The 26,151-nt window shown below is 41.7% G+C and carries 24 protein-coding genes; 12 read left to right on the forward strand and 12 right to left on the reverse strand.

Annotated elements, in window-relative coordinates; all coding sequences use genetic code 11:
• Nucleotides 1-4: 4 nt before the first annotated feature.
• The 6 genes from Q0993_RS00235 (at nucleotide 5) to Q0993_RS00260 (ending at nucleotide 5,285) form a co-directional block, all read left to right on the forward strand.
• Nucleotides 5-793: a DUF1538 domain-containing protein gene (locus Q0993_RS00235; RefSeq protein WP_299528586.1), complete on the forward strand. Its 789-nt coding sequence runs from the start codon at nucleotides 5-7 to the stop codon at nucleotides 791-793.
• On the forward strand, nucleotides 783-1,130 hold the full coding sequence (locus Q0993_RS00240) for a P-II family nitrogen regulator (protein ID WP_299528589.1): 348 nt from the start codon (nucleotides 783-785) through the stop codon (nucleotides 1,128-1,130). The genes Q0993_RS00235 and Q0993_RS00240 overlap by 11 nt, the downstream gene beginning before the upstream one ends.
• 50 nt (nucleotides 1,131-1,180) lie before the next feature.
• On the forward strand, nucleotides 1,181-1,582 hold the full coding sequence (locus Q0993_RS00245; RefSeq protein ID WP_299528592.1) for a CBS domain-containing protein: 402 nt from the start codon (nucleotides 1,181-1,183) through the stop codon (nucleotides 1,580-1,582).
• A 183-nt stretch (nucleotides 1,583-1,765) separates the two neighbouring features.
• Nucleotides 1,766-2,494, forward strand: a complete 729-nt coding sequence (locus Q0993_RS00250) for a class I SAM-dependent methyltransferase (protein ID WP_299528595.1) — start codon at nucleotides 1,766-1,768, stop codon at nucleotides 2,492-2,494.
• Nucleotides 2,495-2,736: 242 nt separating this feature from the next.
• Nucleotides 2,737-3,174 carry a hypothetical protein gene (locus Q0993_RS00255; RefSeq protein ID WP_299528598.1) on the forward strand — a complete coding sequence of 146 codons (438 nt, stop codon included), beginning with the start codon at nucleotides 2,737-2,739 and terminating at the stop codon, nucleotides 3,172-3,174.
• Between the two features lie 212 nt (nucleotides 3,175-3,386).
• Nucleotides 3,387-5,285, forward strand: coding sequence for a sulfatase (locus tag Q0993_RS00260; RefSeq protein WP_299528601.1), 1,899 nt, complete (start codon nucleotides 3,387-3,389; stop codon nucleotides 5,283-5,285).
• 22 nt (nucleotides 5,286-5,307) lie between these two features.
• On the opposite strand, the gene Q0993_RS00265 is transcribed toward Q0993_RS00260, so the two are convergent.
• Nucleotides 5,308-5,745, reverse strand: a complete 438-nt coding sequence (locus tag Q0993_RS00265; RefSeq protein WP_299528604.1) for a nuclear transport factor 2 family protein — start codon at nucleotides 5,743-5,745, stop codon at nucleotides 5,308-5,310.
• A 266-nt stretch (nucleotides 5,746-6,011) separates the two neighbouring features.
• On the opposite strand from Q0993_RS00265, the gene rimO reads away from it, so the two are divergent.
• Nucleotides 6,012-7,313 (forward strand): 30S ribosomal protein S12 methylthiotransferase RimO, encoded by a 1,302-nt coding sequence (gene rimO, locus Q0993_RS00270; protein WP_299528606.1) that lies wholly within the window; start codon nucleotides 6,012-6,014, stop codon nucleotides 7,311-7,313.
• Here rimO and Q0993_RS00275 read toward each other — a convergent pair.
• Complete coding sequence (locus Q0993_RS00275) at nucleotides 7,310-8,062, reverse strand: anti-sigma factor (protein ID WP_299528609.1); 753 nt, start codon at nucleotides 8,060-8,062, stop codon at nucleotides 7,310-7,312. The two genes, rimO and Q0993_RS00275, sit on opposite strands and share 4 nt — an antisense overlap.
• A complete protein-coding gene (locus Q0993_RS00280; protein ID WP_299528612.1) occupies nucleotides 8,055-8,612 on the reverse strand; it encodes a sigma-70 family RNA polymerase sigma factor in 558 nt (185 codons plus the stop codon). The genes Q0993_RS00275 and Q0993_RS00280 overlap by 8 nt, the downstream gene beginning before the upstream one ends.
• Before the next feature lie 129 nt (nucleotides 8,613-8,741).
• Here Q0993_RS00280 and Q0993_RS00285 point away from each other — a divergent pair, with 129 nt between their 5' ends.
• From Q0993_RS00285 to Q0993_RS00295, 3 genes are all read left to right on the forward strand, one after another.
• Nucleotides 8,742-9,260, forward strand: coding sequence for a fasciclin domain-containing protein (locus Q0993_RS00285; RefSeq protein WP_299528615.1), 519 nt, complete (start codon nucleotides 8,742-8,744; stop codon nucleotides 9,258-9,260).
• 185 nt (nucleotides 9,261-9,445) lie between these two features.
• A complete protein-coding gene (locus Q0993_RS00290; RefSeq protein ID WP_299528618.1) occupies nucleotides 9,446-10,429 on the forward strand; it encodes an SMP-30/gluconolactonase/LRE family protein in 984 nt (327 codons plus the stop codon).
• Between the two features lie 243 nt (nucleotides 10,430-10,672).
• Entirely contained in the window at nucleotides 10,673-11,722 is a 1,050-nt protein-coding gene (locus tag Q0993_RS00295) for a TIM barrel protein (protein WP_299528621.1), read from the forward strand.
• A gap of 40 nt (nucleotides 11,723-11,762) precedes the next feature.
• Here Q0993_RS00295 and Q0993_RS00300 read toward each other — a convergent pair whose 3' ends face one another.
• Both Q0993_RS00300 and Q0993_RS00305 read right to left on the reverse strand, forming a co-directional pair.
• Complete coding sequence (locus tag Q0993_RS00300) at nucleotides 11,763-13,031, reverse strand: hypothetical protein (protein WP_299528624.1); 1,269 nt, start codon at nucleotides 13,029-13,031, stop codon at nucleotides 11,763-11,765.
• 98 nt (nucleotides 13,032-13,129) lie between these two features.
• Complete coding sequence (locus Q0993_RS00305) at nucleotides 13,130-15,595, reverse strand: M14 family metallopeptidase (RefSeq protein ID WP_299528627.1); 2,466 nt, start codon at nucleotides 15,593-15,595, stop codon at nucleotides 13,130-13,132.
• Between the two features lie 154 nt (nucleotides 15,596-15,749).
• Here Q0993_RS00305 and bshC point away from each other — a divergent pair, with 154 nt between their 5' ends.
• Complete coding sequence (bshC, locus tag Q0993_RS00310) at nucleotides 15,750-17,357, forward strand: bacillithiol biosynthesis cysteine-adding enzyme BshC (protein ID WP_299528630.1); 1,608 nt, start codon at nucleotides 15,750-15,752, stop codon at nucleotides 17,355-17,357.
• Nucleotides 17,358-17,395: 38 nt separating this feature from the next.
• On the opposite strand, the gene Q0993_RS00315 is transcribed toward bshC, so the two are convergent.
• The 6 genes from Q0993_RS00315 to Q0993_RS00340 form a co-directional block, all read right to left on the reverse strand.
• Complete coding sequence (locus Q0993_RS00315; RefSeq protein ID WP_299528633.1) at nucleotides 17,396-17,941, reverse strand: pyridoxamine 5'-phosphate oxidase family protein; 546 nt, start codon at nucleotides 17,939-17,941, stop codon at nucleotides 17,396-17,398.
• A gap of 331 nt (nucleotides 17,942-18,272) precedes the next feature.
• Nucleotides 18,273-20,306 (reverse strand): glycoside hydrolase family 65 protein, encoded by a 2,034-nt coding sequence (locus tag Q0993_RS00320; RefSeq protein ID WP_299528636.1) that lies wholly within the window; start codon nucleotides 20,304-20,306, stop codon nucleotides 18,273-18,275.
• A complete protein-coding gene (locus Q0993_RS00325; protein ID WP_299528638.1) occupies nucleotides 20,303-21,415 on the reverse strand; it encodes an ABC transporter ATP-binding protein in 1,113 nt (370 codons plus the stop codon). The genes Q0993_RS00320 and Q0993_RS00325 overlap by 4 nt, the downstream gene beginning before the upstream one ends.
• Nucleotides 21,416-21,433: 18 nt before the next feature.
• Nucleotides 21,434-22,258: a carbohydrate ABC transporter permease gene (locus Q0993_RS00330; protein ID WP_299528641.1), complete on the reverse strand. Its 825-nt coding sequence runs from the start codon at nucleotides 22,256-22,258 to the stop codon at nucleotides 21,434-21,436.
• Between the two features lie 2 nt (nucleotides 22,259-22,260).
• Entirely contained in the window at nucleotides 22,261-23,142 is an 882-nt protein-coding gene (locus Q0993_RS00335) for a carbohydrate ABC transporter permease (protein ID WP_299528644.1), read from the reverse strand.
• A 2-nt stretch (nucleotides 23,143-23,144) separates the two neighbouring features.
• Nucleotides 23,145-24,365 carry an ABC transporter substrate-binding protein gene (locus Q0993_RS00340; protein ID WP_299528647.1) on the reverse strand — a complete coding sequence of 407 codons (1,221 nt, stop codon included), beginning with the start codon at nucleotides 24,363-24,365 and terminating at the stop codon, nucleotides 23,145-23,147.
• A gap of 127 nt (nucleotides 24,366-24,492) precedes the next feature.
• On the opposite strand from Q0993_RS00340, the gene Q0993_RS00345 reads away from it, so the two are divergent.
• Nucleotides 24,493-25,368, forward strand: a complete 876-nt coding sequence (locus tag Q0993_RS00345) for an AraC family transcriptional regulator (protein ID WP_299528650.1) — start codon at nucleotides 24,493-24,495, stop codon at nucleotides 25,366-25,368.
• 11 nt (nucleotides 25,369-25,379) lie between these two features.
• On the opposite strand, the gene Q0993_RS00350 is transcribed toward Q0993_RS00345, so the two are convergent.
• On the reverse strand, nucleotides 25,380-26,105 hold the full coding sequence (locus tag Q0993_RS00350; protein ID WP_299528653.1) for an SIMPL domain-containing protein: 726 nt from the start codon (nucleotides 26,103-26,105) through the stop codon (nucleotides 25,380-25,382).
• Nucleotides 26,106-26,151 lie beyond the last annotated feature (46 nt).

Raw genomic sequence — 26,151 nt, forward strand, 5'->3', positions numbered from 1 at the left:
GCCCATGTTCGACTTTGTTGTGGATTTTGTATGGATTTTAATATACACCATTAGGGATGTAATGCCCATTCTCCTATTGATCGTTTTCTTTCAATTGGTGGTACTAAAACAACCGATTCCCCATTTAAAGAAGGTTATCCTGGGAGGAATATATGTGGTGATCGGACTAGCCTTGTTCCTTATGGGGCTGGAAAAGGCACTTTTTCCTCTTGGAAAGATTATGGCCACACAATTGTCCGATCCCGCTTTTATAGCAGCGGGTGGAAATGCGTTGACGGATTGGAGATCGTATTACTGGATTTATATTTTTGCTGCTTTGATTGGATTTTCTACTACCATTGCGGAACCGTCCCTTATCGCCGTTGCCATTAAGGCCGGCGAAGTTTCCGCAGGGACCATTAGCCCGTGGGGGTTAAGGATTACCGTGGCCTTGGGTGTGGCCTTCGCCTTGGCCTTGGGAACGTTTCGTATAGTGACCGGAACACCATTGTTCGTATATATTATGGCAGGGTATATGGTGGTAATTGTACAGACTATCTTTGCACCAAAACGACTCATTGCGATAGCCTACGACTCCGGAGGGGTTACCACCTCCACCGTTACTGTTCCCCTAGTAGCAGCCCTTGGGCTTGGGTTGTCTAGCGCCGTGCCGGGCAGGAATCCCGCTGTGGACGGATTTGGCCTCATCGCCTTTGCCAGCTTGTTCCCGATCATCACCGTATTGGGCTACGCACAGGTTATGAGCTTAAAAAACAGAATATTAAAAATTAAAATGGAGAAAGATGCAGTTTAAATTGATTATGGCATTTGTTAAACCCAATATCTGTGATGATGTTGTGGATGCCATGAAGGAGGCAGGAGCCACGGGAGCTACTATTATCCCCGCTAGGGGTACCGGAATTCACGAAGCGAAATCCTTTTTTGGACTAAGTATCGAAGACAAGACGGATATCATTGTGTTTTTGGTAGAGGAACACGTGGTGGAAAATCTTTTAAAGGTTATCCAAGAGGCCGGTAGATTTGATAAGCCAGGAACTGGAATTGCCTTTGTCTTGCCAATAGAGCACATTGCCGGTTTGGAAAGTCAAATGAAGAAGTTTAAGGACCAGGCCAGAGACAAGTATTTTTAGTACATTCCGTAATTTAGGGAAACACAGATTAAGCATTAATAAGAGCAAACATGGATACAAAAAGAGGATTTCAGGCGGCAAAGGACGTTATGACCAAACGCGTAGTTTTAGTGGATGGGATGGCCACGGCTAAGGAAGCCGTGGAGTTGATGCGGAAAGAAGGGGTGGAGGCCTTGATCGTTAAGAAACGACATCCGCAGGATGCCTACGGAATTGTACTGATACACGATTTGATCAAGGGGGTTATTATTCCGGACAAGACTTCCGAAGAGGTAAATGTGTTTGAAATTATGACCAAACCGGTCATAAGTGTTCCCGCTGACATGGAGGTACGCTACGTGGCCAGTCTATTGATGAAAGTGGGATTCCGAATGGCTCCCGTAGAGGAAAATGGGGAATATATAGGCATGGTCTCCATTTCAGACCTCATCTTGGACAATTTACTTTTCTAGGAGGACTAGATTGAAAAACTATACTTATACCCAATACCCTATAAGGGTGATTTATAGGCACAACGCTATAAGCGGCTCATAAGTTTATATTGGGCAATAAAACGTCCTTTTTACTATCTATGTTGGCAAATTTCAATAGGTAAAACCGTAACTCACACTCCAAAACCGTAAAAACAAAAAGTCATGGCGGAAGAATATGATCAAATTACGGCATTTCATTATGCGGCTTTTCGACCACTGTTGCATTTGCCGATTTTAAAGGCATGTTTGAATGAGGGCAAGGAGTATTCCTTGGGGTTGGATGTGGGTTGCGGAACAGGGCAATCTTCCATTGCATTGACCAATTTTTGTAAAAAAGTCCACGGAATCGAACCTGGAAAGGAGATGTTGGAAAAATCAATAGCACATCCCAAGATAGCATATAGTCACTACGACGGCCAAAATTTCGACTTTCCGGATAACTTCTTTGATATCACTACTTTTGCCGGTTCCCTATATTATGGAAAATCACAGCATTTGTTGAACGAAGTTGTACGAATAGGTAAGAATGCTTCCTTGGTAATTATCTATGATTTTGAATTGTCATTGGATTCCTTACATGTGAAACTAAATTTGGAACCTTTGGTTGTACAGGGATCTGATTATGATCACCTCGTAAACTTCGACGGATTGAATAAAAAGCATATAAATGTAGAAAAGGAAGTGCAGGGAAAGGTGTCAATGGAAATAGCGATATCTGATATCTCACACCTATTGCTTTCATATAAAGACAATTACAATCGGCTACTTCAATCTTTAGGGGAGAATGATCTTTACGAGACCGTTTCACAAAAACTTCGTTCTATACTGAAGTCAGAAAGTACATTTATAGACGCAAAGACGTATGCAACTATGTATCGAGTTACAAAGTAATACCCTCAAATGTTTAGTTTGAAATAGAAATAGGGCACTGCCACCGGCACCACAAAGAGGATACATACTTCATTGTTCTGCACTTGAGCAGTCTAAGGCCCTTACGTAAAGAATTGAAAAAAGTATCGGAAAAACTCTAAAAGGAAAAGGTTTATATGATAAGTAAATTAGTAAAATATGATTTATTACGGATTTTAACGCAACGATTTATACGGTTTTTCAACTAATGAAAAACGATTGATATGGAAAACAGCCCCAACTTCAAGATTGCTTTGTTCTTATTAATTACGCTAACAAGTTTTTGTACGGCATGCAATGACGGATGTAACGATTGTCTTGATTTGACTTCCAAGAATATCCTTCTGGTAAACGCCTCCGGAACAAATCTCTTGTTTGGTGATGACGCTATCTATAATCCTGAGAATGTTTCAATAAGAAACGGTAATGAAGAATTATCACCGGTTTTAATCGATGAAGGCACGGGCACATTACAGTTTTTTTTGGCAGAAGATGTTATGGAATACCAAGTGGTTTTATCGGAGAGTGAGATAGAAACCTTAAGTTTTGAATTGGCTGAACGGAATAGTGAACGATGTTGTGGTACGCAGACCTTCACCACCGGTACTCGTCTCAATGGCAATGAAATTGAAAATACGGATATTATTACCATAATCAAGTAGTCCATCGTTTTGGTAATACCCATTAAACCTGGGTGCCTCGGATATAGGTGAAAGTGATGCAAGGGTATTATTGCTATCTTGTGACAAAGTTCATTTTGTTTGGACCTCGGGGGCCTTGCCATCTTGATGTAGTGATTAATTAAGTGGCTTTTCTTTGATGCCTTTCTGTAATCCTTGATAATAGATGACCTGCGCCAACAAAAATCAATGCTATGGAAAAAATGAGGTATTACACATTTCTGCACATTTCGGTATCCCTGTTTTTGTTAGGGATATTGTTGGCCTGTCAATTGGAAAATGAGGAACTTCCACCTCCAAATATCCTATGGATTACCTCCGAGGATAATTCTAAGCATTATCTTAAGCTTTTCGATGAAAATGGGGTTTCCACTCCTAATATTGAATCATTGGCCGAGGAGGGTCTTGTTTTTACAAGGGCATTTTCCAATGCCCCGGTATGTAGTGTGGCAAGATCTACTTTGATTTCTGGATGTTATGCCCCCAGGATCGGAACACAGTTCCATAGAAAATATATCCCGGTGCCCATGCCGGATTCGCTACATATGTTTCCTTGGTATTTGCGGGAGGCAGGTTATTTTGCAAGCAACAATCAAAAAAAGGATTACAATATCATCGAGGGTGAAGGAGTATGGGACGAATCCTCTGGAGAGGCCACTTGGCAGAATAGGGAAGGGGACCAACCCTTTTTTCACGTATTTAATATTGGTATTTCCCATGAATCCGGTTTACATTTTTCATCCCAAGAAATGGATTCCATTGTAACCAAGACGAGCGAAAATTCATTTGAAATTCAACCCAACCATCCACAGACCCGAACCTTTGCCTATACGAATGCCTATTATCGGGATAAAGTGCGCGCTATGGACAACAAGGTGGGCGAAGTATTGGACGAACTGAGGAAGGATGGGTTAATGGACAACACTTTCATCTTTTATTTTGGAGATCATGGTGGGGTTTTACCGGGCAGTAAGGGCTATTTATATGAAACCGGCTTACATGTACCACTGGTTGTCCATATTCCCAAAAAATACAGACACCTGGTAAATATGCCAATGAAAACTACGATTCAGGATTTTGTCAGCTTTGTGGATTTTGGTCCCACGGTATTAAATCTAGCCGGAATTCCCACTCCCGGGAATATGGATGGAAAGCCATTTTTGGGTCCAAAGATTACTAAGAACGATAGAAACATGCGGAACGTGACCTTTAGCTATGCCGATCGTTTTGACGAAAAATACGATATGGTCCGGGCGGTCCGAAAAGGAAAGTTCAAGTACATCCGAAGTTATACGCCCTTTAACCCGGATGGATTGGTAAACAACTATCGTTATAAACAATTGGCCTATCAGGAATGGCGGGCCATGTATGCCGTAGGTGAGCTTAACAAAATGCAATCCGCCTTTTTTGAACCACGGCAACCTGAATTGTTATTTGATGTGGAAGCCGATCCTTTTGAGACGGTCAACCTAGCAAACCAAAAAGGTTACGAGGATGTGCAAGATGATATGCGGCAAACATTGGACGCTTGGGTAAAGGGAATGCCGGATTTATCCTTTTTTCCTGAGCACCACTTGATTGAAGATGCTTTTACCGACCCAGTGATTTTTGGAAAAGAAGAACAGCAAAGGATTGAACGTTATATGGCCATTACAGATCTTTCTCTTTCGCCTTTTGTGGAAGTAAAAGACCAACTGATAGCGGGTCTTCAATCAGCGGATCCATGGGAAAGGTATTGGACTATTATCGTATCTAGTAGTTTTCGGGAAAAAGCAAAGTTATTGGCAAGTCAAATCGGTAAATTGGCGCAAAGCGATCCAGAATTGATCAACAGGGTGCGGGCAGCGGAATTTCTGGGAATTGTCCGGGCATCCAGTCCTGTGGAAATAATGACAAAGGCACTTTACGAAAGTGAAAAACCCAGCGAAGCACTACTTATATTAAATTCCATCGTTCTGATGCAATCTTCAAATGCGGCCTATACATTTAATTTGGATCCGGATAAAATAGCTATGGTGGTAGTAAAGGATAGCCAAGTGAAAAGGCGTTTGGATTATTTGGTCCCACAGGGACGCCACGACGTGCCTAAGTGAGAAAATGGATATGAGGAAGGCACTAATCCGTATAGTTATGATTAGTGGTCAAATGGGATAATAGTTGCCAGTCATTACTATCTTTTTTGTAGATTCTTGTGTACTGGATCCAAAACGGATTCTTGTTTTTTCTAGTTACGGTAGTTTTCCCCTTTATTATGGCTATACCATTGCCCAAGGTCACGTTTTGGGAGTTGACCACCCTGGAAATATAAGTTCCCTCCTCTGAGGCCTTTTTTACATCGTTTAACCATTGCTCTTTATTCTGGGCATCTCCAGAGCCGTGGGTGAAAACAAAATTCTTGGCATAGGCCTTTTCCAGAAAGTCAATGTCCCCATTGGCCACCGCATTTTCAATGGCAACTTCAAAAGCCATTATTTCTTTTTCCCCTTTGGAAACCATAGGTTGGGCATGGCTCAGAAAAGGAAGGACCAGAAAAAGGGTAAGAAAAATCCTCATGGCTTTAAAAGTAGCAATTATTCACGCAGAATATACAGACTAATCTGTTAATTGATGGTAGTATTATTTAATTTCTATCGATATCGTATAACAAAAGTGCCCTACTGTCCCTAACACTTTAGAGTTTTCCGGGTAAAAATAGGTAGCCCACAAGAGATTTGCAGGTTAGGTACGGACAAATTAAAATGAAGAAATCATTCCAAAACAGATTTGTTCCATGGCCTTGTTGTATTTTTGCACCTGCCCGGAAGTAGGGGGCACTAATTATGCGTACAAAATCCATTAAGAAGAACAAAATCAATGTGGTTACTCTGGGTTGTAGCAAAAATGTCTATGATTCAGAAGTCCTCATGGGGCAATTACGGGCCAACGACAAGGAAGTGGTTCACGAAGAGGAAGGTAACGTAGTGGTCATCAATACCTGTGGATTTATCGCCAACGCCAAGGAAGAAAGTGTAAATACCATTTTGCAGTATGTACAGAAAAAGGAGGAAGGTGAGGTAGATAAGGTATTTGTTACCGGATGCTTGAGTGAACGATACAAACCCGATTTGCAGAAGGAAATTCAGAACGTGGACGAATACTTTGGGACAAGTGACCTTCCCAATCTGCTGAAGGCTTTGGGCGCGGACTACAAACATGAATTGATCGGTGAACGTTTAACGACCACGCCAAAGAATTATGCCTATCTTAAGATCGCAGAAGGTTGTGACCGACCCTGTTCATTCTGTGCCATCCCTTTGATGCGTGGAAAACACAAAAGCAAACCTATTGAAGAGTTATTGGCGGAGGCACAAAAATTGGCTGCCAAGGGGGTAAAAGAATTAATTCTCATCGCGCAGGATCTTACCTACTATGGCCTGGACCTTTACAAAAAACGCAATCTGGCCGAATTACTTCAAAGGTTGGCCCAGGTTGAGGGTATTGAGTGGATACGTTTGCATTATGCCTTTCCAACCGGCTTTCCAATGGACGTTTTGGAAGTCATGAAACGTGAACCCAAAATCTGTAAGTATATCGATATCCCATTACAACATATTTCGGACACTGTCCTAAGGAGCATGCGCAGGGGAACCACTCAGGCAAAAACTACGAGATTGCTTCAAGACTTTAGGACAGCCGTTCCGAAAATGGCAATTCGTACAACATTAATTGTTGGATATCCCGGGGAGACGGAAAGAGATTTCCAAACTTTAAAAAATTGGGTCAAGGAAATGCGGTTTGAGCGTTTGGGCTGTTTTACCTATAGTCATGAGGAGAACACCCACGCCTTTAATTTGGTCGATGATGTGCCCGAGGAAGTAAAACAACAACGCGCCAATGAAATTATGGAAATACAGTCCCAGATATCCTGGGAACTGAACCAGGAGAAAATAGGGAAGACTTTCCGGTGCATCATAGATCGAAAAGAAGGGAATTACTTTGTGGGTCGAACGGAATTTGACTCCCCTGATGTTGACAACGAGGTACTGATCGATGCTACAAGGCATTACGTAAAGATTGGCGATTTTACGGACATTGAGATAATGGATGCCGCCGATTTTGATTTGTACGGAGTGCCTGTTTAAAGCATTACGTTGGAAATGAGATTTTCTACCGTGGGGTGCTCACTACCTCCTGCCGGTTCAATGGTGATATTTAGTGATTCCGCATTGTTGATGTATTGCAAGGCCAGCAATTCTTCATTGGGAGATAGCAATCCCATGTTGATCATTTCCCCATTCACATCACTCCACATCTGGTAGGTCTGATCATCGGACAGTTCAGGTAAACCTTTTGGATTCACCATAACCAATTTATCCTCGTGATTTACATAGGCAACGGCATGGGCATCAGGAAGCTTTGCGTTTCCCTTAAGTAAAAAAGGGATTGTATTTACATTGTTTATGACATTGAGTTGTGTTTCGGTACTTGCAGTCTTTTCTTCCAATAGATTCAAACGCTTTTGAAGATCGGTCGTTTGGTTCTGTATGGTATCAAGATTTTTTTGGGCATCCTGCCAATTCGTGAAAAGCCAAAATGAGGTGGATAAAAAAATCAAGGCAATACTTGCGGCAGCAAATAAGGGCCAATTATTGCTTTGCTTTGTATGTTCACTTTCAACACGGGTTTTAAGTGATTCCTTTACCCTAGTGTTCGGTATAATGGCATTTTCAAAGGCCATTCGTTCAAAATCCGCCTCCAACATTTCGAATCTTGATTGCAGTTCCGCATCCTCTTGCAACGCTTTTTCAACAGCAAATTGTTCCCTAACCGTCAGCTCATGCAACAGATATTTTTCCAAAAGTCCTTCCTCAAGTATCCTTTTTCTATCCATTTGAAATCAATTCGGTTAACAGCCAAAACATCATAAGTTCGTTTCCATAGGTTTTCCTTAAAGACTTTAAGGCTTGACTAATGTATGACTTAAACGTCCCCAAGGGCACTCCCATTACCGTATGTGCCTCCCGATGCGTATATCCCTTAAAATATATTAGGGACAGGGCTTCTTGATGGTGGGGCTCTAGTTTTTTCAACGCACCGTTAAGTTCTGTATAATCTGGCGTAGTTTCGGTTGGGCTTGTAGTACCATATACACTTAAATCTTCGGTTTGGATGAGCAAGTCGTTTTTCCGAAGCGCGTTCAATGTGGTATTTTTAGCTATTCGGTATGCCCAGGTGTAAAACTTTCCCCTAGTTTCATCATAGCTTCCAATATTCCTCCAAATCTTAATAAAGGTTTCTTGAAGCAAATCCTCTGCCAAGGATTCATTTCGGCACATGCGCAATATCACACCGAATAAGGCCCCGGAATACTTGTCATACAATTGATACAGTGCCTTTTGGTCTTGGTCATGAACTCTTTTAATAAGGAGGGCATCATCCATTGGCAAAAATCAGAGGTGTTAAAGATATGATAAAAAACCAGGGTCTTCATCCAAATCGGAAAAAGGTGTGTAAATGATTACGAAAGCGCGCAAAAAAACGAATCATTTAAATCTTAAAATTAAAAAATCATGAAAAAAATAGCTTTTGTACTAACCACCATTTCAATCCTATTTCTTGCGACTAGGGCAACTGCCCAAAAATCCCAGGATATTGTTGACATAGCCGTTTCCGTAGACGACTTCTCAACTTTGGTCACCGCACTAAAAGCGGCTGATTTGGTAGGGGCCTTAAAGGGAGACGGCCCATTTACCGTTTTTGCCCCGGTCAATTCGGGCTTTGCCAAAATTGACTCCAATACCCTAAATACTCTATTGCAACCAGAGAACAAAGAAAAGCTTAGTGCCATACTTACCTATCATGTGGTTTCTGGCAAATTGGCCGCCAGCGATGTGGTCGCCGCTCTGAAAGCAGGAAAGGGCAAGGTGGAACTGACCACCTTGAACGGTGCAAAATTGACCGCAATGAACAAGGATGGAGGTATTTTTCTAAAAGATGCCAATGGTAACTATAGTAAAATTGCCAAAACCGATGTAATGGCCTCCAATGGGGTAATTCATATCATCGAGGATGTAGTGATGCCCAAATAGGGATAGTGTTTAGTTGAGTGGGAAGGCACCGTTTAGGCGGTGCCTTTTTTATGTCTGAACGAACAAACTTTGGGAATCGGGATTCAGCAGTGATTTCAAGGGGAAACCAAGTCAATTTTTATTATTGTGTATTTTAGGATATCTTACCATGATTTGATGCCGCTAACTCAATAATCAAGAACATCATGAAAAGACTTATCCTCCCAATAGCGTTAGTACTGGTGGCCTGTCATGAAAATCACCATTTTTCCATTGAAATTTTAGATGATGCGGCACTGAACCTCATTGACGCAAATAGTGAAATAGAAATAATCGGTAGTGGTTTCAAATGGACAGAAGGGCCTTTATGGATCGATTCGGGGGGTTATCTATTATTTTCGGATATCCCTAACAATACGGTTTTTAAAATTGACGGGAGTGGCGATTTGACGACATATTTAAAACCTTCCGGTTATTTGGGTAAAGCTTTTGATGGAAAGGAACCCGGCTCCAATGGATTACTTTTAGATCCCAATGGGCAATTGGTTCTGATGCAGCATGGCGAACGAAGGGTGGCGCGAATGAAGGCTTCGCTAGATTCTCCCAGTCCCGATTACGAGGTTGTGGCGGACAATTATCAAGGCAAACGGTTCAATAGTCCCAACGATGGGGTTTTTGACAGCCAAGGTAATCTATACTTCACCGATCCACCGTATGGGCTACCACAACAAATGGATGACCCGAACAAAGCGCTGGATTTTCAGGGGGTATACTGTCTAAAGACATCGGGTGAACTTATTTTGGTAGATCAATTGACCCGACCCAATGGTATTGCGTTGTCCCCGGACGAATCCAAACTCTTCGTGGCCGTTTCCGATCCGGAAAATGCGACATGGTATCAATACGATCTAACCGCCCCGGGAATGGTAAGCAACAAAATAATTTTTTATGATACTACGCCTTTAATTGGCCAAGAGGGCCAGCAGGGATTACCGGATGGCATGAAAATGCATAGTGACGGATATCTTTTTGCAACAGGCCCGGGCGGAGTTTGGATATTTGACCTATCGGGCAAAGCCATTGCCCGAATACATACAGGTCAGGCTACGGCCAATTGCGCTTTTACAACTGATGAGAAAACACTTTTTATGGCTGCGGATGATTATATGTTAAAAGTACCCTTAAAATAAGTGTGGCCTGATTGTGTTGAAATCATATACTTACACATTTCCCTATTTGAACTATCAACGTTCCGCCTTTTTTCTTTGTTTTATGATCTAAAACACAAGGCCATACCTAGGTTATGAAGAGGAATAGCTCTATCCGGACAAAATACCAAATTCGAATAAAAAACAGGTGCAATCAAGAAAAACAGGGCTAGTTGTAGGGTTTTGGATTTATAGCTACTTTTAAAGATAACAAAATCCCATACCATGAAGAACAATCCAGGGCATACTCGTTCCAGGCGTAAGTTTCTAAAAAATTCCACTGCTTTGGCGACAGGAATCGTATTAAGCGATCCTTTGGTTTTTGGCGCACCTTCAATTCTATCCCTGCATAAACAAAACGACTCTAAGATAAACGGGGTGCAGATAGGATGCATCACCTACTCGTTTAGGGATATGCCGGACCAAAGTGCCGAGGCCACTTTGCAATATGTACTGGATGCCGGTCTAAATGCCATTGAATTGATGGGTGACCCTGTGGAGCATTTTGCCGGAAAGCCAAAAAATCCTTTGGATCGCAGGACTTTTTATGGTATGATGCGCAAAAGTAAAAGCGGTGAACTTACCCAGAATCAGATCAAGGAATTTGAGGAAATGAAATCCCAATTGGAGAATTACAGAAAAGTGGTGTCCGATTGGCGCTCAACCGTAGGCATGGGCAAGTTTGAAGAGCTCAAAAAAATGTATACGGACAAGGGAGTTCATATTTATGCCTTTAAGCCAAACGCCTTCGGTGTAAAAAACACCGATGCTGAGATTGATTATGGTCTGCGGGCCGCCAAGGTATTGGGAGCTGATCATGTAACCTTGGAGTTGCCAGGTAATGATATCCATACACGCAAATTAGGTACTATGGCCTCAAAACATGGGATGAATGTAGCGTATCACGGACATACCCAACAAACCCCGACTTTTTGGGATACAGCCTTAAAACAATCCGAACATAATATGATGAATCTGGATTTGGGCCATTACATTGCTGCCGGTTATACCGATGCCTTGGAGTTGATACAGGGCAAACATGAGCGTATAAGTAGCATGCACTTAAAGGATAGAAAAAATCTTGAAAATGGACAGGCCAATCTGCCCTTTGGAAAAGGGGACACTCCCATTGTAGAGGTGCTACAACTTATGCGGGATAAGAAATACACTTACCCGGTTTCCATTGAATTGGAATATGAGGTGCCCCAGGATTCAAACTCCGTTAAGGAAGTGGCCAAATGTTTGGAGTATTGTAGAAAGGCTTTGGAGGGTTAGGAAAGGATTACTCATCAACTTTAGTTCCCTACGCAAGTTTTTATTCTGGATTCAGCATTTTGTTCAGTCCTTCCCTATCGAATAATATTCTGCCCACTTTAAGGTCGGACCAACCCTTCTTCAGTTTATAGGTAAACTCGGGTTTCCCCTCGATTAGTTCACAGTCTATATAATAATTGGCGACTTTTTCATTTGAAACATTTTTCAATCGTTGGATGTGAGTGGATAGTATGAAGTAAGAATTGTCATACTTGCTCAGACCATTTATGGTAGTTTTACAGATTTCGAAACCATCTTCAACGTTTGTACCGCTAAAAAGCTCATCAAAAACCGCAAAGCATTTCTCACCGTTAAGGGCATTTTCAACAATGTTTTTAAGGTTCATCACCTCGGTCATAAAATGACTGTAACCTTTTAAAATATCATCTCTTCTATTGATCTGAATGGAGAAATGATTGCAAAAGGGGATTTCTCCGGAAGATGCCGGTATTCCTAATCCAAGATGCCCAAAATACATACAAAGTCCAACTGCTTTGAGAAAGGTAGACTTTCCCGACATATTTGGACCATTCAAAACTATCACGTTACTGGTAGTTTCAAAGTTGTTTTTGACCGGTTCATCTATTGAGGGGTGATAAAACCTAACAAGCTTTATGCCTTTTTCGTTGATAGTTGGAAAAGTAAAATCATACTTAAGAATTCCAAGGTTTATGGAAAGAAACGCTTCAAACCTGAACAAGTCTTGCCAAAAGGTCGAAATCATTCCCTTCCCCTTGACTTTGCTAATTTTTTCGGTCAAATCAATTACATGTTTATCTTTCAAACTATGCTCTCTTACGAGGTTTTCATACTTTTTTAGCTCGAAGTTCGAAAGAAACTGCAAAATACGCCTAATATCGGTACGATAGCCTTCTGGAAACTGTTCTAAGTCTAACCGTATAAAATATTTTGATTCCAGGCGATGAAAAAATAATACAAGTTGATTAAGCTTACTTTTGTAGCTCGCTTTCTCCTTTTTAGAGGCGAATAACCTGTATCGAAACTTTCTTTGGGATAAGTCTTCAATTTTTGCATCGTTAAGAAAAAAATGAACTTCATTTAAGTACAGAACGGTATAGGAGTACTGCCGGAGAATTTCATGGTTGGCGGTAAATCCTCTGAGAACATTTTGGCGTTCTAAAATCTCGTAAGTAGATGCCAAAGGGGTTTCTAATATTTCAAGAATTACTTTCTTGGTGAAGGAGTTTAGCGAATAATTGAATAGGGGTAAAACTTCCTTCTCAATATTTAAGTCCTGTACATTGTTCATTCTTTGATTTAAAGAAATGCCTGGTTAAGGTACAAAGAACCAATGGATATGAGTATTCAGAATATCTTATAAGCCGTTTGTTGTTAGGATGCTTGCCATCACTCCAACATAAACAAGGCATTGGCCATAAAGAGTTTGCCATTTTCCCAAAAACCCCTAAAAAGAGGGTTATCCACCAGATAAACTACCTTGCCCTGTCCATGCGCTTCAACCCCAAAGACCAGGGTGCGATTCAGTTTTTTTTGGGCTTCGATACCGGCAAAACCGGCTACAGGTACCTGGGCCCCTTGCTCTAGATAAACCACGGAACCGCTGTCCAAATACTCGTAGGCATAACTTTCCTGCTTCAAGGTAAAGTAAATATCGTCATATCCGAAAGCCAGTGGATGCGTTGGATCTACCTTGGCCTTAAAAATAGCTCCCCTAATCTCCTTCCTTAACTGTTCACGTACGGTTTCCTCATACGGGAAGAGGTTTTCCATGGAATCCATTGGCGCCTCCCTTTGCTTGAGACCAAAACCATTTTCTACGGCTAAGCCTTGGATAGCCCCGCCCATTGCGATAAGTCGGCCTCCGTTGGACACCCATTTTTTAAGGCGTTGTAATTTTTTAACATCTGCGAAATCCGTATAACCGTCACCACCGGGTAGAATTAAGACATCATATCCGGACAAATCGACACTTTCCAAATAGCTCGTATCGATAATCGTTATCGGATAGCCCAATTGCCGCTCAAAGAAGTGCCATATTTCACCAAACCGCAAGGTAGAGGTAGGCTCTCCGGATAGCATTGCGACTTTTACCTTAGGGACCATACGTACATATTCCGATCCAAAATCCTTACCACTTTCAACAAAACCCGTATCTGTTGTCTCCAATGTAATATGGTGCTTATTGGCAATTTCGGTTAAAAGGGTATTGAAGTTTGCGTTGTTGGCATTATCACCTTTGGTAATGATCAAACTTCCGCGCTCATATTTTTTGCCGTTTGTGGCAAAAGGCTTTTTTGCATAACGAACCCGAATCTTTTCCTGTAAAAGCTCGGCCAAAAAACGGGCGTCCTTCATATGCTTCCACTGGGCCACATACGCGTAGTTATCTTTCGCGACACTTTTTTCTTTTGGTGGATCCATTCTCCAAGGATTATCCGTATTGGCCTCGATCTTCGTCTCAGAGGCCAAGGCATCCAAACCATAGGCATAAGGCAGGGACCAAGCGGTAATATCATAGGTAAGGGAATCACTTAATTTTGTGCTAGGTTCAAAAAGTACCTTTACCAAAGTGCCTTTGAGTTGGTCCGTTGAGACGACCATACTTTCTTCGGAGTTTTTGATGTTGCCCGTTTTTCCTGTCATAAATCGAAATCCTCTTGCAGTACCTCCTTTCCCGGACCCATATTCAATTTGATGTTGATCTAATAATTGGGCGAGGGCATTCAATTTGTCCTTTTCTCCATTAAGAAGATAACTCTTGTATTTATATTTCTTGCTCTTGAAGAACTTTTTGAATTCTGTGATGAGTTTCTCCGCATTCTTTGTGGAAATTTCTACTGTGGATAATCCAGTAGTATGATGGTGTACAATCCTATCCTTGAGGGTTAAGGTATCCCCAATTTGCGTAATGATGCCTAAACCGGCCCTTCCACTACCGCCCTGCTCATAGGTCATTCCAATTGCACCATTATAGGTAGGATACGTATCCCCATAACTGGGATAAAGCAGGTCAAAGGATTCCTTGGTAAAATAGAACCATCCTTCAGCATCGAAATATTTAGCATGATTTTTTCCAATGTCTATCTGAAAGGACCTTTGAAAAGCGGTAATTACCTCATGATAAGGTTCCGCTGCCGGAGCAAAGTAATAGGGCTCGTCAACACCTTGTTCATGAAAATCTACGTGTACGTGGGGAAACCATTTGTTGTATACTTTCAGGCGTTGCCGGCTTTCCATTTGTGTAAGCCAGGCCCAGTCCCTATTTAAGTCGAACATATAATGGTTGCTGCGGCCCGTCCACCATCCCTGATGGTGTTCCGTACTGTTGGGATCCACAGTATAAGGTGTATTCTTATATTGGTTGTACCAATTAACATAACGGTCACGTCCATCAGGATTTAAACAAGGATCAATAATCACCACGGTATTCTTTAGGTAATCGCTGTTTTCCTTCAAAAGTGAATGGATAGTCTTCATGGAAGCCTCTGTACCTACACTCTCGTTGCCATGGACATTGTAGCTAAGCCAAACGATAACTTTTGAAGCATTTCCCTCACCTCGCATGCTACGTAGATGCTCGGTGCGGATATTCTCTAAATTTCCCATGTTCTCCGCACTGGAAAGGTAGGCTAAAAAAAGAAGTCGCCCTTCGTTCGTTTTACCGTATTCCAAGAATTGCATTCGATCGGGTGCTTTTTCCGCCAAATACTTGTAGTAATCTACTACCTGATGGTGTCTCGTAAATTGGGTTCCCAGCGGATAGCCCAAAAATTCAGAAGGCGATTTCAAGTCCTGCGGAACTACCGAAAAAGGCAAGATGGCAAGCAATAAGGTGAGTAAAAATTGCTTCATAAAATAAGAATTAGATTTTGAAGTGTGTCAAATCTAACGATTATTGACTAAAATCGGTACCAAAATCCATCACAGGCCTTAAATTCGGTTTAACGTATTTTTAGGAACTCCAAAAAGTGATAGTTTTATCTTTACGCGTATTTTGACCCAATCTATGGATATTGAATGTCTTCCCTTTGATCGCACGGGATATTTTTCGGAATTGATATGTGATTATCTTAAGGAAAAAGAATCACTTCGTTCTTTTTACCATCGCTTTCCGAACTTGGAGAACTTTAGGGAACAGATACAGGAAAAGGCCAAAACATTTCCCCCGTCACATAGGGAAGTACTTTATGAGGCACTTCAAAAACAATATGACGGGGTTGACCTTACAAAAAAAACGGAAACCCATATCCGACAACTTAAGGAGCCGATTACGTTTACCGTCGTTACCGGGCACCAACTAAACCTCTTTACCGGGCCTCTTTATTTTTTGTACAAGATTATCTCTACAATCAACCTTACCCTTGAACTTAAAGCGTCATATCCCAAATACAACTTTGTGCCCATCTATTGGATGGCGACAGAGGATCACGATTTTGAAGAAATAAATTTTTTCAATTTTAAGGGTAAAAAAATACAATGGAACCCGGATAACCGTCCAGGAGGTGCCGTTGGGCATTTATCTACCATGGGGCTCGAGGAGGTTTACGAGGCCTTTGCGAATGAATTGGGAAATAACCATAGCGCCAGTACCTTAAAAGAACTCTTTAAAAAGGCGTATTTGGAACACAATACTCTTACCGATGCCACCAGATATTTGGCCAACGTTCTTTTTGGAGAATATGGATTGGTAATCATTGATGGGGATGATGTGGGGCTAAAAAGACAGATGGTTCCCTATGTTAAAAAAGATATTTTGGAAAAGACGGGGTTTCAAAAGGTATCTGAAACGATTTCGGGATTGGAAGCACTACCAACGAAATACGGTATTCAGGTCAATCCAAGGGAAATCAATTACTTTTATCTGACCAATGGTATTCGGGAACGCATCATTGAAAAAGAAGGGAGATTTTATGTAAACGAAACCGAGATAGAATTTTCAAAAGAGGAACTTTTGAAAGAACTTGCAGACCATCCGGAAAGTTTTTCGCCCAACGTGATTATGCGACCGGTGTATCAAGAGGTAATTCTGCCCAATCTATGTTATATTGGAGGCGGAGGGGAATTGGCCTATTGGTTGCAGTTGCGATCCACGTTCGAGGCCATGCACGTAACTTTTCCTATGCTGACCTTGCGAAATTCTGCTTTGGTAATCAGCAAAAAGCAGTATGGAAAGCTACAACGCCTAAATACGTCAACAGCCGACCTGTTCCTGAAACAAAGCAGTTTCATCAATAAGAAGATTCGGGAAATTTCCAATATTGACATCGATTTTGCTCCCCAAAAAAAATACCTGGAGGAGCAATTCAGGGCATTGTACGATTTGGCCGAACAAACGGACAAGTCCTTTTTGGGTGCGGTAAAGGCACAGGAAGTCAAACAGAAAAAGGGGTTGGATAAATTGGAAAAGCGTCTACTAAAGGCACAAAAGCGAAAATTAGGGAATCATGTGAGCCGGATTACGAAAATCCAAAATGAACTTTTCCCTAACCAATCACTTCAGGAACGCACCTTAAATTTTTCGGAACTCTATTTGGATTTGGGCGATGATCTCATACCCCTATTGATGAAAAAACTAAAACCCCTGCATCTGGAGTTTTTGGTGTTGACCTATTGATTTCACATGGTATTTTTCCGATGGGTACTTTTTTGGGTCTAGGGCACCAAAAATTCACTTTTCCATGAATGGTCTATTTTGGAATACTTGATTCTCAGGTGGCCAGGCTGTTGCAGTTTCAAGTACTCTATTTTGAAAGGTTCAATTTCTACCATGCAAAAATAATTGTTATCCTCAAGGTATTCCACGGCATGTGGATCTAAAATATCACTTCCGGGCGCTTCGGAGGTGGTGTAATCTTTTCGGCCTCCGGGCTTGATCTTGTTCCAATGTTTTTCCAGGGTTTTGGGATCGGTATGAATGCCCGCCAACCCCTCGATTTTAATCTGTACCATTTTTTCGGGATGATAAAAGAGAAGGCTTACTCTATTATTTTCCTTGATATGCATTATTTTTTTTGAACGTTGATCCGTATAGATGGAAAGGTCTAGATTATCCGATACTTTTCTGAGTACAACGGTCCGTAGTCGAGGCATGCGCTCCAGACCTACGGTAGCCATAGTACAATAACGGAAAGGATGCCCCTTTTCAGTTACCCCGTCTCTAAGCTCTTTCGACAATTCTTTCCAAATAACAGTATTCATTTTCAATGCTTTATACTTAAAGGTAAAAAAAAATGAATTATTAGGTAGGGTATTTTAGAAGTAGGTTGTTCTATAATAAATTGCTATGAAATTTTACTTAGTGTCATAAATAAGTTCATGTGTTTAGGTTGGTTTTTTGATTTTGACAAAAGCCTCGATGTAGGGTCGAGGCTTTTTCTTTAACCTGGACCTCAAAAATATGCCCCACTATATATAAATTGAGAACCCCGCCCGATAACTATTGGCGGGGTTTTATTTTTGCCTGACTGCAGACGAAATGAATGGTCAAAATGTCTCAAGTAGTGAGCGGATAGGAAAAGAGCGATACAGATTAATGTTCAACAAAAAATGTCTCGTTTTTTAACCCTATCCCTTTTAGGGTAAGCGACTTCCACTCCTTGGGTAGGATGGGTTTTTTTTGCACGATACCTTCTTCCGTAATGTCCAATCCCCCAAAGCCGAAAAGGACTACCTGCAGCATCCCCCCGGCCCCGGTGGCAAAATAAGGGTTGTCACTAGTGGCCGCCTCCGCCAAGGCACCAAAGGGAGGGCGTTTGTTAGGTTCATAACTTCTACGGAACAAACGGTATGCCTCTTTGGCATTGCCCAAGCGGGCATAAATCACAGCGAAGACCGATTGCCCCATAGCCGGGCCTTCCTCCGCTAATTTAGGCTCATAGTATTTTAAATCTTTCAAAACAGTTGTTTCGTCATTGACCACATCCAATGGATAGGTCAGTAAATTTACGTCAGCTTGTTTTATGCGTTCACCCTCATAGTTGGCATGCTCCTTTGTAGTACCATCCGGAAATTTCAATATCCTAATTTTGGAAGCTACCTCTACCCATTCCGGATTAGGCCTTTCCCCAACTTTGTTTGCTGCCAGGGTGGCGAACTCCAGAGCGGTAATGGCGGATCCGTTGGTAAAGGCATTATCGTCTACGTTCGGGGCGAATTCGTTGGCCCCTACCACGTTTTTGATACTGTGTGTACCGTCCTCATTTTTAGTAGATCTACTCACCCAATAATCGGCCACTTCCTTCATTAGGGGATAGCCTTTTTCCTTTAGCCATTCTAGATTTTTGGTAACCCGATAATAGTTCCAGAAGGCAATGGATACGTCTGCGGTAATGTGATGCTCAAAAGTCCCTGTCAATGCCCAGGCCGGGGTTGCCTCCTCACCGGTATCATCACTTTCCCAGGGGAACATGGCCCCTTTGTACCCAAAGTTGATGGCTTTTTCCTTGGCCTTGCCCAGCCTATCCGATCGATAATTTACCAGTGAACGGGCTATATCCTGATTGAGCATCAATAGAGGGGGAAACATCCACAATTCCGTATCCCAAAAAATATGTCCATTGTAGTTTTGGGAAGAGAGCCCCATTGGGGCAATACTCAAATCCGAATCTCCTCGCGAGAAAGCGTAAAGGTGATAGAGTGCTAAACGAACATCCAATTGATCCTGGAGATTACCTTCAATAATAATGTCCCCTTCCCATAAGTCGGCCCATAGTTTTTTGTGTTGGTCCAAAAGATCTTTTCTAGGTGTGAGCAGATTAAAAATTACAAAGCGTTCCGATTCCGATTGAGGGTCTTCAAAATCTTGAGTACTACACTCTGCACCAGTCCAGGCAAACTCGAATTCCTCCCCTTTTTTGAGTTCCTTTTCAAAGGAGAGCCGGTTATCGTATTCGGATACTTTTTCATGGACCAACTTGGGTCTCTGATGTTCCCGGGTGGAGTTAATGGCATGCCAAATAAAAGTGGCTGATGTGCCCACGGTATGTTTTCCCAATCTGCTCTTGGCCACCGTTTGAAGAATGGGCATCGTAGTCTCCAAATCTTGTAACACCCGGAATGTGCTAAGAGGTTCCAAGTACTCTTCAGGTGTGCTGATCTTACCAGTTGCCTTAACGGAAATTGATTTTGTAGGAATTAATTTAATATCCACATAACCAGAGTATTGAACATTTCTAAGTGCATAAATGGTATAAGTAATCTTAGCTTTGTCCTTAAAGTTAAAGGAGGTGGTAAAAGCGGCTGTTTTCATATCCAGAACCTGCTCAAAATCGCTTATGTTTCCCTCTGTTATCTTTTCGCCATCTATCTCCAAATCTAAATTGGCAAAGTTCATTCCCAGTAGGATTTTGCTAACCCCTAGGGGCGATTCCTTGTCATAGACATTATTCAAAATAATTGATTTGGTTTGAAAAGGCTTATCCTCTGGCAGAATACCGATTCTACCGTTGGCCGTAACGATTCCGGTATACTTCTCGACTTTCCCGGAGGAAATGGTCCATCCCTTTTCTTGGGCTATTGCACTTAGGCTTAATGTCATGATCAATATAATTGCAAGTCTTTTCACATTATTCTTTTTTCGGTTTCCTTATCAAAAAATCTTAGACGTTCTATATCTACGCCAATACATATTTCGGACCCAATTCCATAACTAAACTGGGAGTCGCTTCTAAAGCAAAAACTGTGCTCGGGATTTCCAATGAAGTGGAAATATACAAAAGTTTCGCTTCCAATGGGTTCTACCGAGTCTACGACTATTTCCATATTTTCTGAAAGTCTTTTCGATTTTTCAAATTGTTTATCATAGATGTATTCGGGACGGAAACCAAAAAATACTTCCTTACCTATATAAGGTTTTAGGCCGGGCCTTAAGTCTTTTGGAATGGCAAATTCCAAAGATTTAGATTTAAAGGTAGCTTCTTCTTTTTGTATGACTTTCCCGGGTAAAAAATTCATGGAAGGACTACCGATAAAACCTGCTACGAATTTGTTTTGTGGATTGTTGAAAAGATTCATAGGAGTATCAAACTGTTGCACTATGCCATCCTTTAAAACCACAATGCGATCTCCCATGGTCATGGCCTCAATTTGGTCATGGGTAACGTATACAATGGTAGCATCCAATTGTCTATGCAACTTTTTTATTTCGGCCCTCATTTGTACACGTAGCTTTGCATCGAGATTGGAAAGTGGCTCGTCAAATAAAAATACTTTTGGATTCCGTACTATAGATCGTCCAATGGCCACTCTTTGGCGTTGCCCGCCGGACATATCTTTAGGTCTTCTATCCAGTAGGTGGGTAATACCTAAGACCTTGGCCGCATGTTCCACCTTTTGCTTTATTTCGTCTTTTGGTGTTTTTCGCAGTTTTAGGCCAAAGGCCATATTATCAAAAACGGTCATATGGGGATATAGGGCATAATTCTGAAAGACCATGGCAATATCCCTATCCTTTGGAGACAGTTCGTTCATGCGTTCTCCATTAATTTGAAGCTCTCCATCGCTTATCTCCTCCAGACCTGCAATCATTCGGAGTAATGTTGATTTTCCACATCCCGATGGACCTACGAGAACGATAAATTCCTTATCCTTAATATTTAGATTGGCGTTTTTAATCGTGGCACTCTCTGCCCCGGGAAATACTTTTTCCAAATCTTTTACAGCAATTGTGGCCATTTTATAGCAAATTAGTTTTTATCCTTTTAATCCAGAACTCGCAACGCCCTGGACAAAGTAGCGTTGGAATACGATAAAAATCATCAATGTCGGCAATGATATCAATATGGTACCGGCCATAAGCAAAGGCCAATCCGTCAATAACTCCGTTCTTAGGCTTGCCATGCCCAGCGGCAAGGTATACATGTCTTCGGTGTAGGTTACGATTACAGGCCATAGGAATTCGTTCCACGACCCTTGAAAGGTGTAAATCGCTACCGCGGCCAGTGCAGGTTTTGAAATGGGTAGGAAGATTTGCCAAAAAATCCTAAAATAGGAACAACCATCGATTAGGGCTGCTTGTTCCAAATCTTTGGGGATAGTTTCAAAAAACTGTTTCATCAAGAAAATATTGGTGACCCCTACCAAACCTGGAATAATCAATCCTCCATAACTGTTGATCAGTTGAAATTCGTTCAATATGATGAACTTGGGGACAAGTAGTATTATTCCTGGAATCATTAAGCTGCTTAAGAGCAATCCAAATATCAATTTTCGACCCTTAAACTCCAGTCGAGCGAAGGCAAAACCTGCCAAGGCTGAAAAGAAAACGTTACTAACGGTCTGTATCAAGGTAACCAAGACACTATTGAACAACCATTTGCCAAAAGGAAGTTCCTTCCAAACGTTTTTATAATTATCCAAGGTAAATCTTTCGGGGAACAATTTTATGGGCCACTCAAAGACGTCTTTGTCCGCGTTGAAACTGATGGATAACGAAAACAAGAAGGGGCCTATATATATCAAAGTAGCCAACCCGAGGATACCAAAGAACACTATTTTTTGAACTTTAAGCTGTTTCATTTTCAATAGACGTCAGGGGGGAAGTATTTTTTTTGGATCAGTGTCGTTGCAAAGATGAGCAAGGCGAGTACGGCCGCGGATGCCGCGCCAAACCCAAATCGGAAATATTTAAAGGAGTTCTGATAAACGAAATAGGACATGGTGGTCGAGGCATTGTCCGGACCGCCACTGCTCATGATAAATATTTGGTCAAATACCTGAAAACAACCAATTAAACTCATGATTACTACAAAGTAGGTCACCGGGCGGACCATAGGAACCGTAATTTTCCAAAATTGTTGCCATTGATTGGCCCCGTCTATTTTGGCTGCCTCGTAGAGGCTGGCTGGAATATTCTGCAGCCCCGCTAAAAAAGAGACCATAAAATATCCGGAGGTAGTCCATACATTTAATATCATAATGGAAGGCAAGACGGTAACAGGGTTGGTGAGCCAATCAATATTTGAATCCACACCGAGGGCATTCAGGCCGTAATTCAAAAGTCCGGGTTTGGAATATATCCAGACAAAAATGATGGAAGTAACCACGGAAGAGGTAATGGCCGGAATATAAAAGGCGGTCCTAAAAAAAGCCCTTCCCCTTATTTTCTGGTTCATGATAAATGCGAGGAAAAGGGAGAGCAAGGTCTGTACAGGGACCACCCCGATAGTATAAATAATGGTATTTTTAATGGCCTTTATGAATACGGGGTCTTTAAAGAGTTCAAAGTAATTCCCCAACCCGACAAAGGGCTTGTCCGGAATGAGCAAGTTCCAATCATAAAAGCTTACGACAAAGGCAAAACCTATAGGGAAAAAGACAAAAATGGACAAAAGGAGCAGGGGAAAGGCCAAAAAGAGATACCCCCAGAAAAGCTGTTCTTTTTTTCTACTTTTAAATTTCATCTTTAGTCCAGTGTATATTTTTCCAGAGTTTTTCCGAGTTCCTTTAAAGTTTTTTCAATGTCCTTGTTCTTGTAAAAAATTCCTTGCATGGCCGCTTGACTTTCATCGTACCACCGTTCTTTCATATTTATCTTGTACAGTTTTGCATATTCAACACTTTGCATAAAGGTGTTCAGTACGCTATCTTCATAAAATCCATTACTGAGCGCGACACTTTTTCGAGTGGGAAGCGCTATCCCGGAATTGGTCCAAGTTTTCATACCTTCTTTTCCGGCAAGGTAGGACAACATGGTCCAGGCCTCTTTTTTATGATTACTTTGTTTGGGAATTACCATAGCTACCGTAAAGGCAAGGGTACCCCTTTTTTTACCCTGGGGAAGCTCGGAAACTCCATATTCCAAGTCGGGCGAATTGTCCCTGAGATAAGGGATCAACCAAGATCCCGAGATAGTCATGGCACACTGTTCCCTTGAAAAAACATCACCCATCCAAGCTGCCCCTTGATCCGCCGGAATTGTGGATACCCCATCGCGGTAGAGCGACATGAAAAAATTCAATGCCTCGATAAATTCAGGTTCACCCACCCGCACAGTGCCATCCTCCGCAACCAATTCTCCCCCATTTTGTAAGGCAAAGGGAAGAGCAATGTCAATCGAAGGTTCTATAACAAAACCAAATTGATCATTCTTGCCGTCCCCATCCGTATCTTTGGTAAGTCTTTTGGAAAAATCATATAATTCTTCCCAATTCTTGGGAGGACCGATGAGTCCCGCCTCGGCAAACAATTTTTTGTTATAAAAGAGTACGTAGGCATTAAAATCCTTGGCATAACCGTAGTTTTTTCCTTTATGCCTAAAGGCGTCCCGGAATACAGGGAAGAAATCTGCTTCGTCAAAATTTTGGTCTATCGACACAAAGGGATCCAAAGGCTCCAGTACCTCAAAATCCATATAGGCAGGCGCGGTATCCCCTTTTAACCAAAACAGGTCCGGTGCTTTGCCGGTACCCAGCATAAGCTGTATTTTTTCCGGATAGTTTCCCGGAATGGGTTGAAACTGATAAGCGACATCCGGATGCTCTTTCTCAAAATCCGTCAAAGTCTGCCTAATGATTCTTTCCTCGGTGGGACTGGATTGCCAGCTGGTAAATCGCACATAGTCCGCTTGCTTCGTACAGGAGAGCAACAACAAGGTACAAAAGGGAATAAGGAAAACGTGCTTCATAACAGAACAATGTTTGCCAAAAGTAGTACATCATAGGTCTAATTTCCGTTTCAATTTTTGCCAAGAGTAACTCAATATTTGCAATATTCATGATATTTATGCTAAATTATAGGCAAAATAGCGCTATATGAAAGCCGATTTTCAGAAACTCTCAACCGAATCCAATGAAAGTTCCTTCCGTGATTTTTGGGTCAAGGCCGATTATTTTGGGTTTCACTGGCATTACCATCCTGAGATTGAGATTTGCTTTGTGAAAAATGGACGCGGCAAAAGGGTCATCGGCGAAAATGTCTCGGATTTTGGCAATGGAGACCTCGTTTTGGTTGGGAGCAATACACCGCACTCTTGGATTACCGATGAATTTTTCAACAATTCCAAGGAACAAATGGAAGTTTATGTGGTACAGTTTAGCGGGGAGATTTTGAAACCCTTCCTTGGGATTATGGAATTTCAGTTGATGGATACCCTGCTTACCAAAGCGGTTAGGGGAATACAGTTTACCGATATCCGGGAAAATGGGCTGGGCAAATCGCTTTTAGAGATAGGAAAATATGAAGGGGCTACCAAATTTTTGAAACTCTTGGAGCTACTAGACCGTATGTGTCGTTGCAAAAAGGCATCTATTTTATGCTCCACCAGTTATAAGGCGGATTATAAAAGGTATCATGAAGAACGTATCCTAAAGGTCTGCAATCATATTCATGAACACTACAAGAATGTGCTTACTATTGAAAGTTTGGCGGAAATTGTGGCAATGAATCCTTCGTCCTTCTGCCGTTTCTTTAAACGGGTTTTAGGAAAAACCGTTATCGAATACATTAATGAATTGCGTATTGCCCATGTTTGCAATCAAATTCAAAATTCGGATTTACCTATTTATCAAATGGCCTTTGATGCCGGTTTTTCGAGCATAGCGCACTTCAACAAGCAATTTAAGAGGAATACGGGCAAAACCCCGGTAGCGTACCGCAAATGGTTTGGAGGGGTAAACAGGGCTAGGTAATGATTACTGGTTTAGTCCACTTTGTATTCCAGTCGCATGGTAATGGATGCAGTCTTATTTTTGGAAGAAGTATTGTACGCTCCACCCCAACTATAATCTTCCCCTGAGTTCTGCCCCGTTATTTGAAAGACCCCCATGCGAGCCGAAATCAAGTCACCTAAACGACCTCCGGCATTTTCCGCGATTCTTTCCGCACGAATCCGTGCATCCTCTGTGGCTTTTGAGATCATTTCTATTTTTAAATCCGCCAGTTTGGTATAATAATAGCGAGGTGGCGCGGAATTAAACTGAACCCCTTTATTCAAGAGCTCGGTTATTTCTCGGGAAACTTCCTCGATCATGGCAACATTGGTCGATTCGATCTGAACCGCCTGGATCAATTCATAACCTCGAAAAGTACTCCCAACAAAGTTGCCATTTTCGTATTTATTATCGCGTTGCTCAATGGTCTGCACTGAATTAAATATGATGTTGTCCGGGTCAATTCCCTTAGAGACCAAATACTCCCTTACGATATCCTTTTGTTTGTTCAGTCGATCAAATGCCGAGGTAAGTACGGTATTGAAGGCAGAAAAACGACCTTCCCATACAATGAGGTCGGAGGTGAAATTTTCATTACCCAAACCGGTCACGGAAATAACCTGCGGGGGATTAGCCCTTTGCACATAGGCATTCCCCAAAAAGTAGGCGGCCAGGACTATGGCAATTCCAAAGATAATTGCTGTTATATGTTTCATAACGGTATTGCGTAAAAGTATTTGATAAATATACCGAAAAGATACT

The organism is Ulvibacterium sp. (assembly GCF_028285715.1).
Classification (GTDB): domain Bacteria; phylum Bacteroidota; class Bacteroidia; order Flavobacteriales; family Flavobacteriaceae; genus Ulvibacterium.

Excerpts from the sequence above, each read along its gene's own strand:
- Q0993_RS00305 (WP_299528627.1), bottom strand. The coding sequence starts at position 15,595 with ATGAAGCAATTTTTACTCACCTTATTGCTTGCCATCTTGCCTTTTTCG.
- rimO (WP_299528606.1), top strand. The coding sequence starts at position 6,012 with ATGCGTACAAAATCCATTAAGAAGAACAAAATCAATGTGGTTACTCTG.
- Q0993_RS00250 (WP_299528595.1), top strand. The coding sequence starts at position 1,766 with ATGGCGGAAGAATATGATCAAATTACGGCATTTCATTATGCGGCTTTT.
- Q0993_RS00330 (WP_299528641.1), bottom strand. The coding sequence starts at position 22,258 with ATGAAACAGCTTAAAGTTCAAAAAATAGTGTTCTTTGGTATCCTCGGG.
- Q0993_RS00340 (WP_299528647.1), bottom strand. The coding sequence starts at position 24,365 with ATGAAGCACGTTTTCCTTATTCCCTTTTGTACCTTGTTGTTGCTCTCC.
- Q0993_RS00275 (WP_299528609.1), bottom strand. The coding sequence starts at position 8,062 with ATGGATAGAAAAAGGATACTTGAGGAAGGACTTTTGGAAAAATATCTG.
- Q0993_RS00285 (WP_299528615.1), top strand. The coding sequence starts at position 8,742 with ATGAAAAAAATAGCTTTTGTACTAACCACCATTTCAATCCTATTTCTT.
- Q0993_RS00265 (WP_299528604.1), bottom strand. The coding sequence starts at position 5,745 with ATGAGGATTTTTCTTACCCTTTTTCTGGTCCTTCCTTTTCTGAGCCAT.
- Q0993_RS00280 (WP_299528612.1), bottom strand. The coding sequence starts at position 8,612 with ATGGATGATGCCCTCCTTATTAAAAGAGTTCATGACCAAGACCAAAAG.
- Q0993_RS00315 (WP_299528633.1), bottom strand. The coding sequence starts at position 17,941 with ATGAATACTGTTATTTGGAAAGAATTGTCGAAAGAGCTTAGAGACGGG.
- Q0993_RS00245 (WP_299528592.1), top strand. The coding sequence starts at position 1,181 with ATGGATACAAAAAGAGGATTTCAGGCGGCAAAGGACGTTATGACCAAA.
- Q0993_RS00300 (WP_299528624.1), bottom strand. The coding sequence starts at position 13,031 with ATGAACAATGTACAGGACTTAAATATTGAGAAGGAAGTTTTACCCCTA.
- Q0993_RS00260 (WP_299528601.1), top strand. The coding sequence starts at position 3,387 with ATGGAAAAAATGAGGTATTACACATTTCTGCACATTTCGGTATCCCTG.
- Q0993_RS00290 (WP_299528618.1), top strand. The coding sequence starts at position 9,446 with ATGAAAAGACTTATCCTCCCAATAGCGTTAGTACTGGTGGCCTGTCAT.
- Q0993_RS00235 (WP_299528586.1), top strand. The coding sequence starts at position 5 with ATGTTCGACTTTGTTGTGGATTTTGTATGGATTTTAATATACACCATT.
- Q0993_RS00295 (WP_299528621.1), top strand. The coding sequence starts at position 10,673 with ATGAAGAACAATCCAGGGCATACTCGTTCCAGGCGTAAGTTTCTAAAA.
- Q0993_RS00350 (WP_299528653.1), bottom strand. The coding sequence starts at position 26,105 with ATGAAACATATAACAGCAATTATCTTTGGAATTGCCATAGTCCTGGCC.
- Q0993_RS00240 (WP_299528589.1), top strand. The coding sequence starts at position 783 with ATGCAGTTTAAATTGATTATGGCATTTGTTAAACCCAATATCTGTGAT.
- bshC (WP_299528630.1), top strand. The coding sequence starts at position 15,750 with ATGGATATTGAATGTCTTCCCTTTGATCGCACGGGATATTTTTCGGAA.
- Q0993_RS00345 (WP_299528650.1), top strand. The coding sequence starts at position 24,493 with ATGAAAGCCGATTTTCAGAAACTCTCAACCGAATCCAATGAAAGTTCC.
- Q0993_RS00255 (WP_299528598.1), top strand. The coding sequence starts at position 2,737 with ATGGAAAACAGCCCCAACTTCAAGATTGCTTTGTTCTTATTAATTACG.
- Q0993_RS00325 (WP_299528638.1), bottom strand. The coding sequence starts at position 21,415 with ATGGCCACAATTGCTGTAAAAGATTTGGAAAAAGTATTTCCCGGGGCA.
- Q0993_RS00335 (WP_299528644.1), bottom strand. The coding sequence starts at position 23,142 with ATGAAATTTAAAAGTAGAAAAAAAGAACAGCTTTTCTGGGGGTATCTC.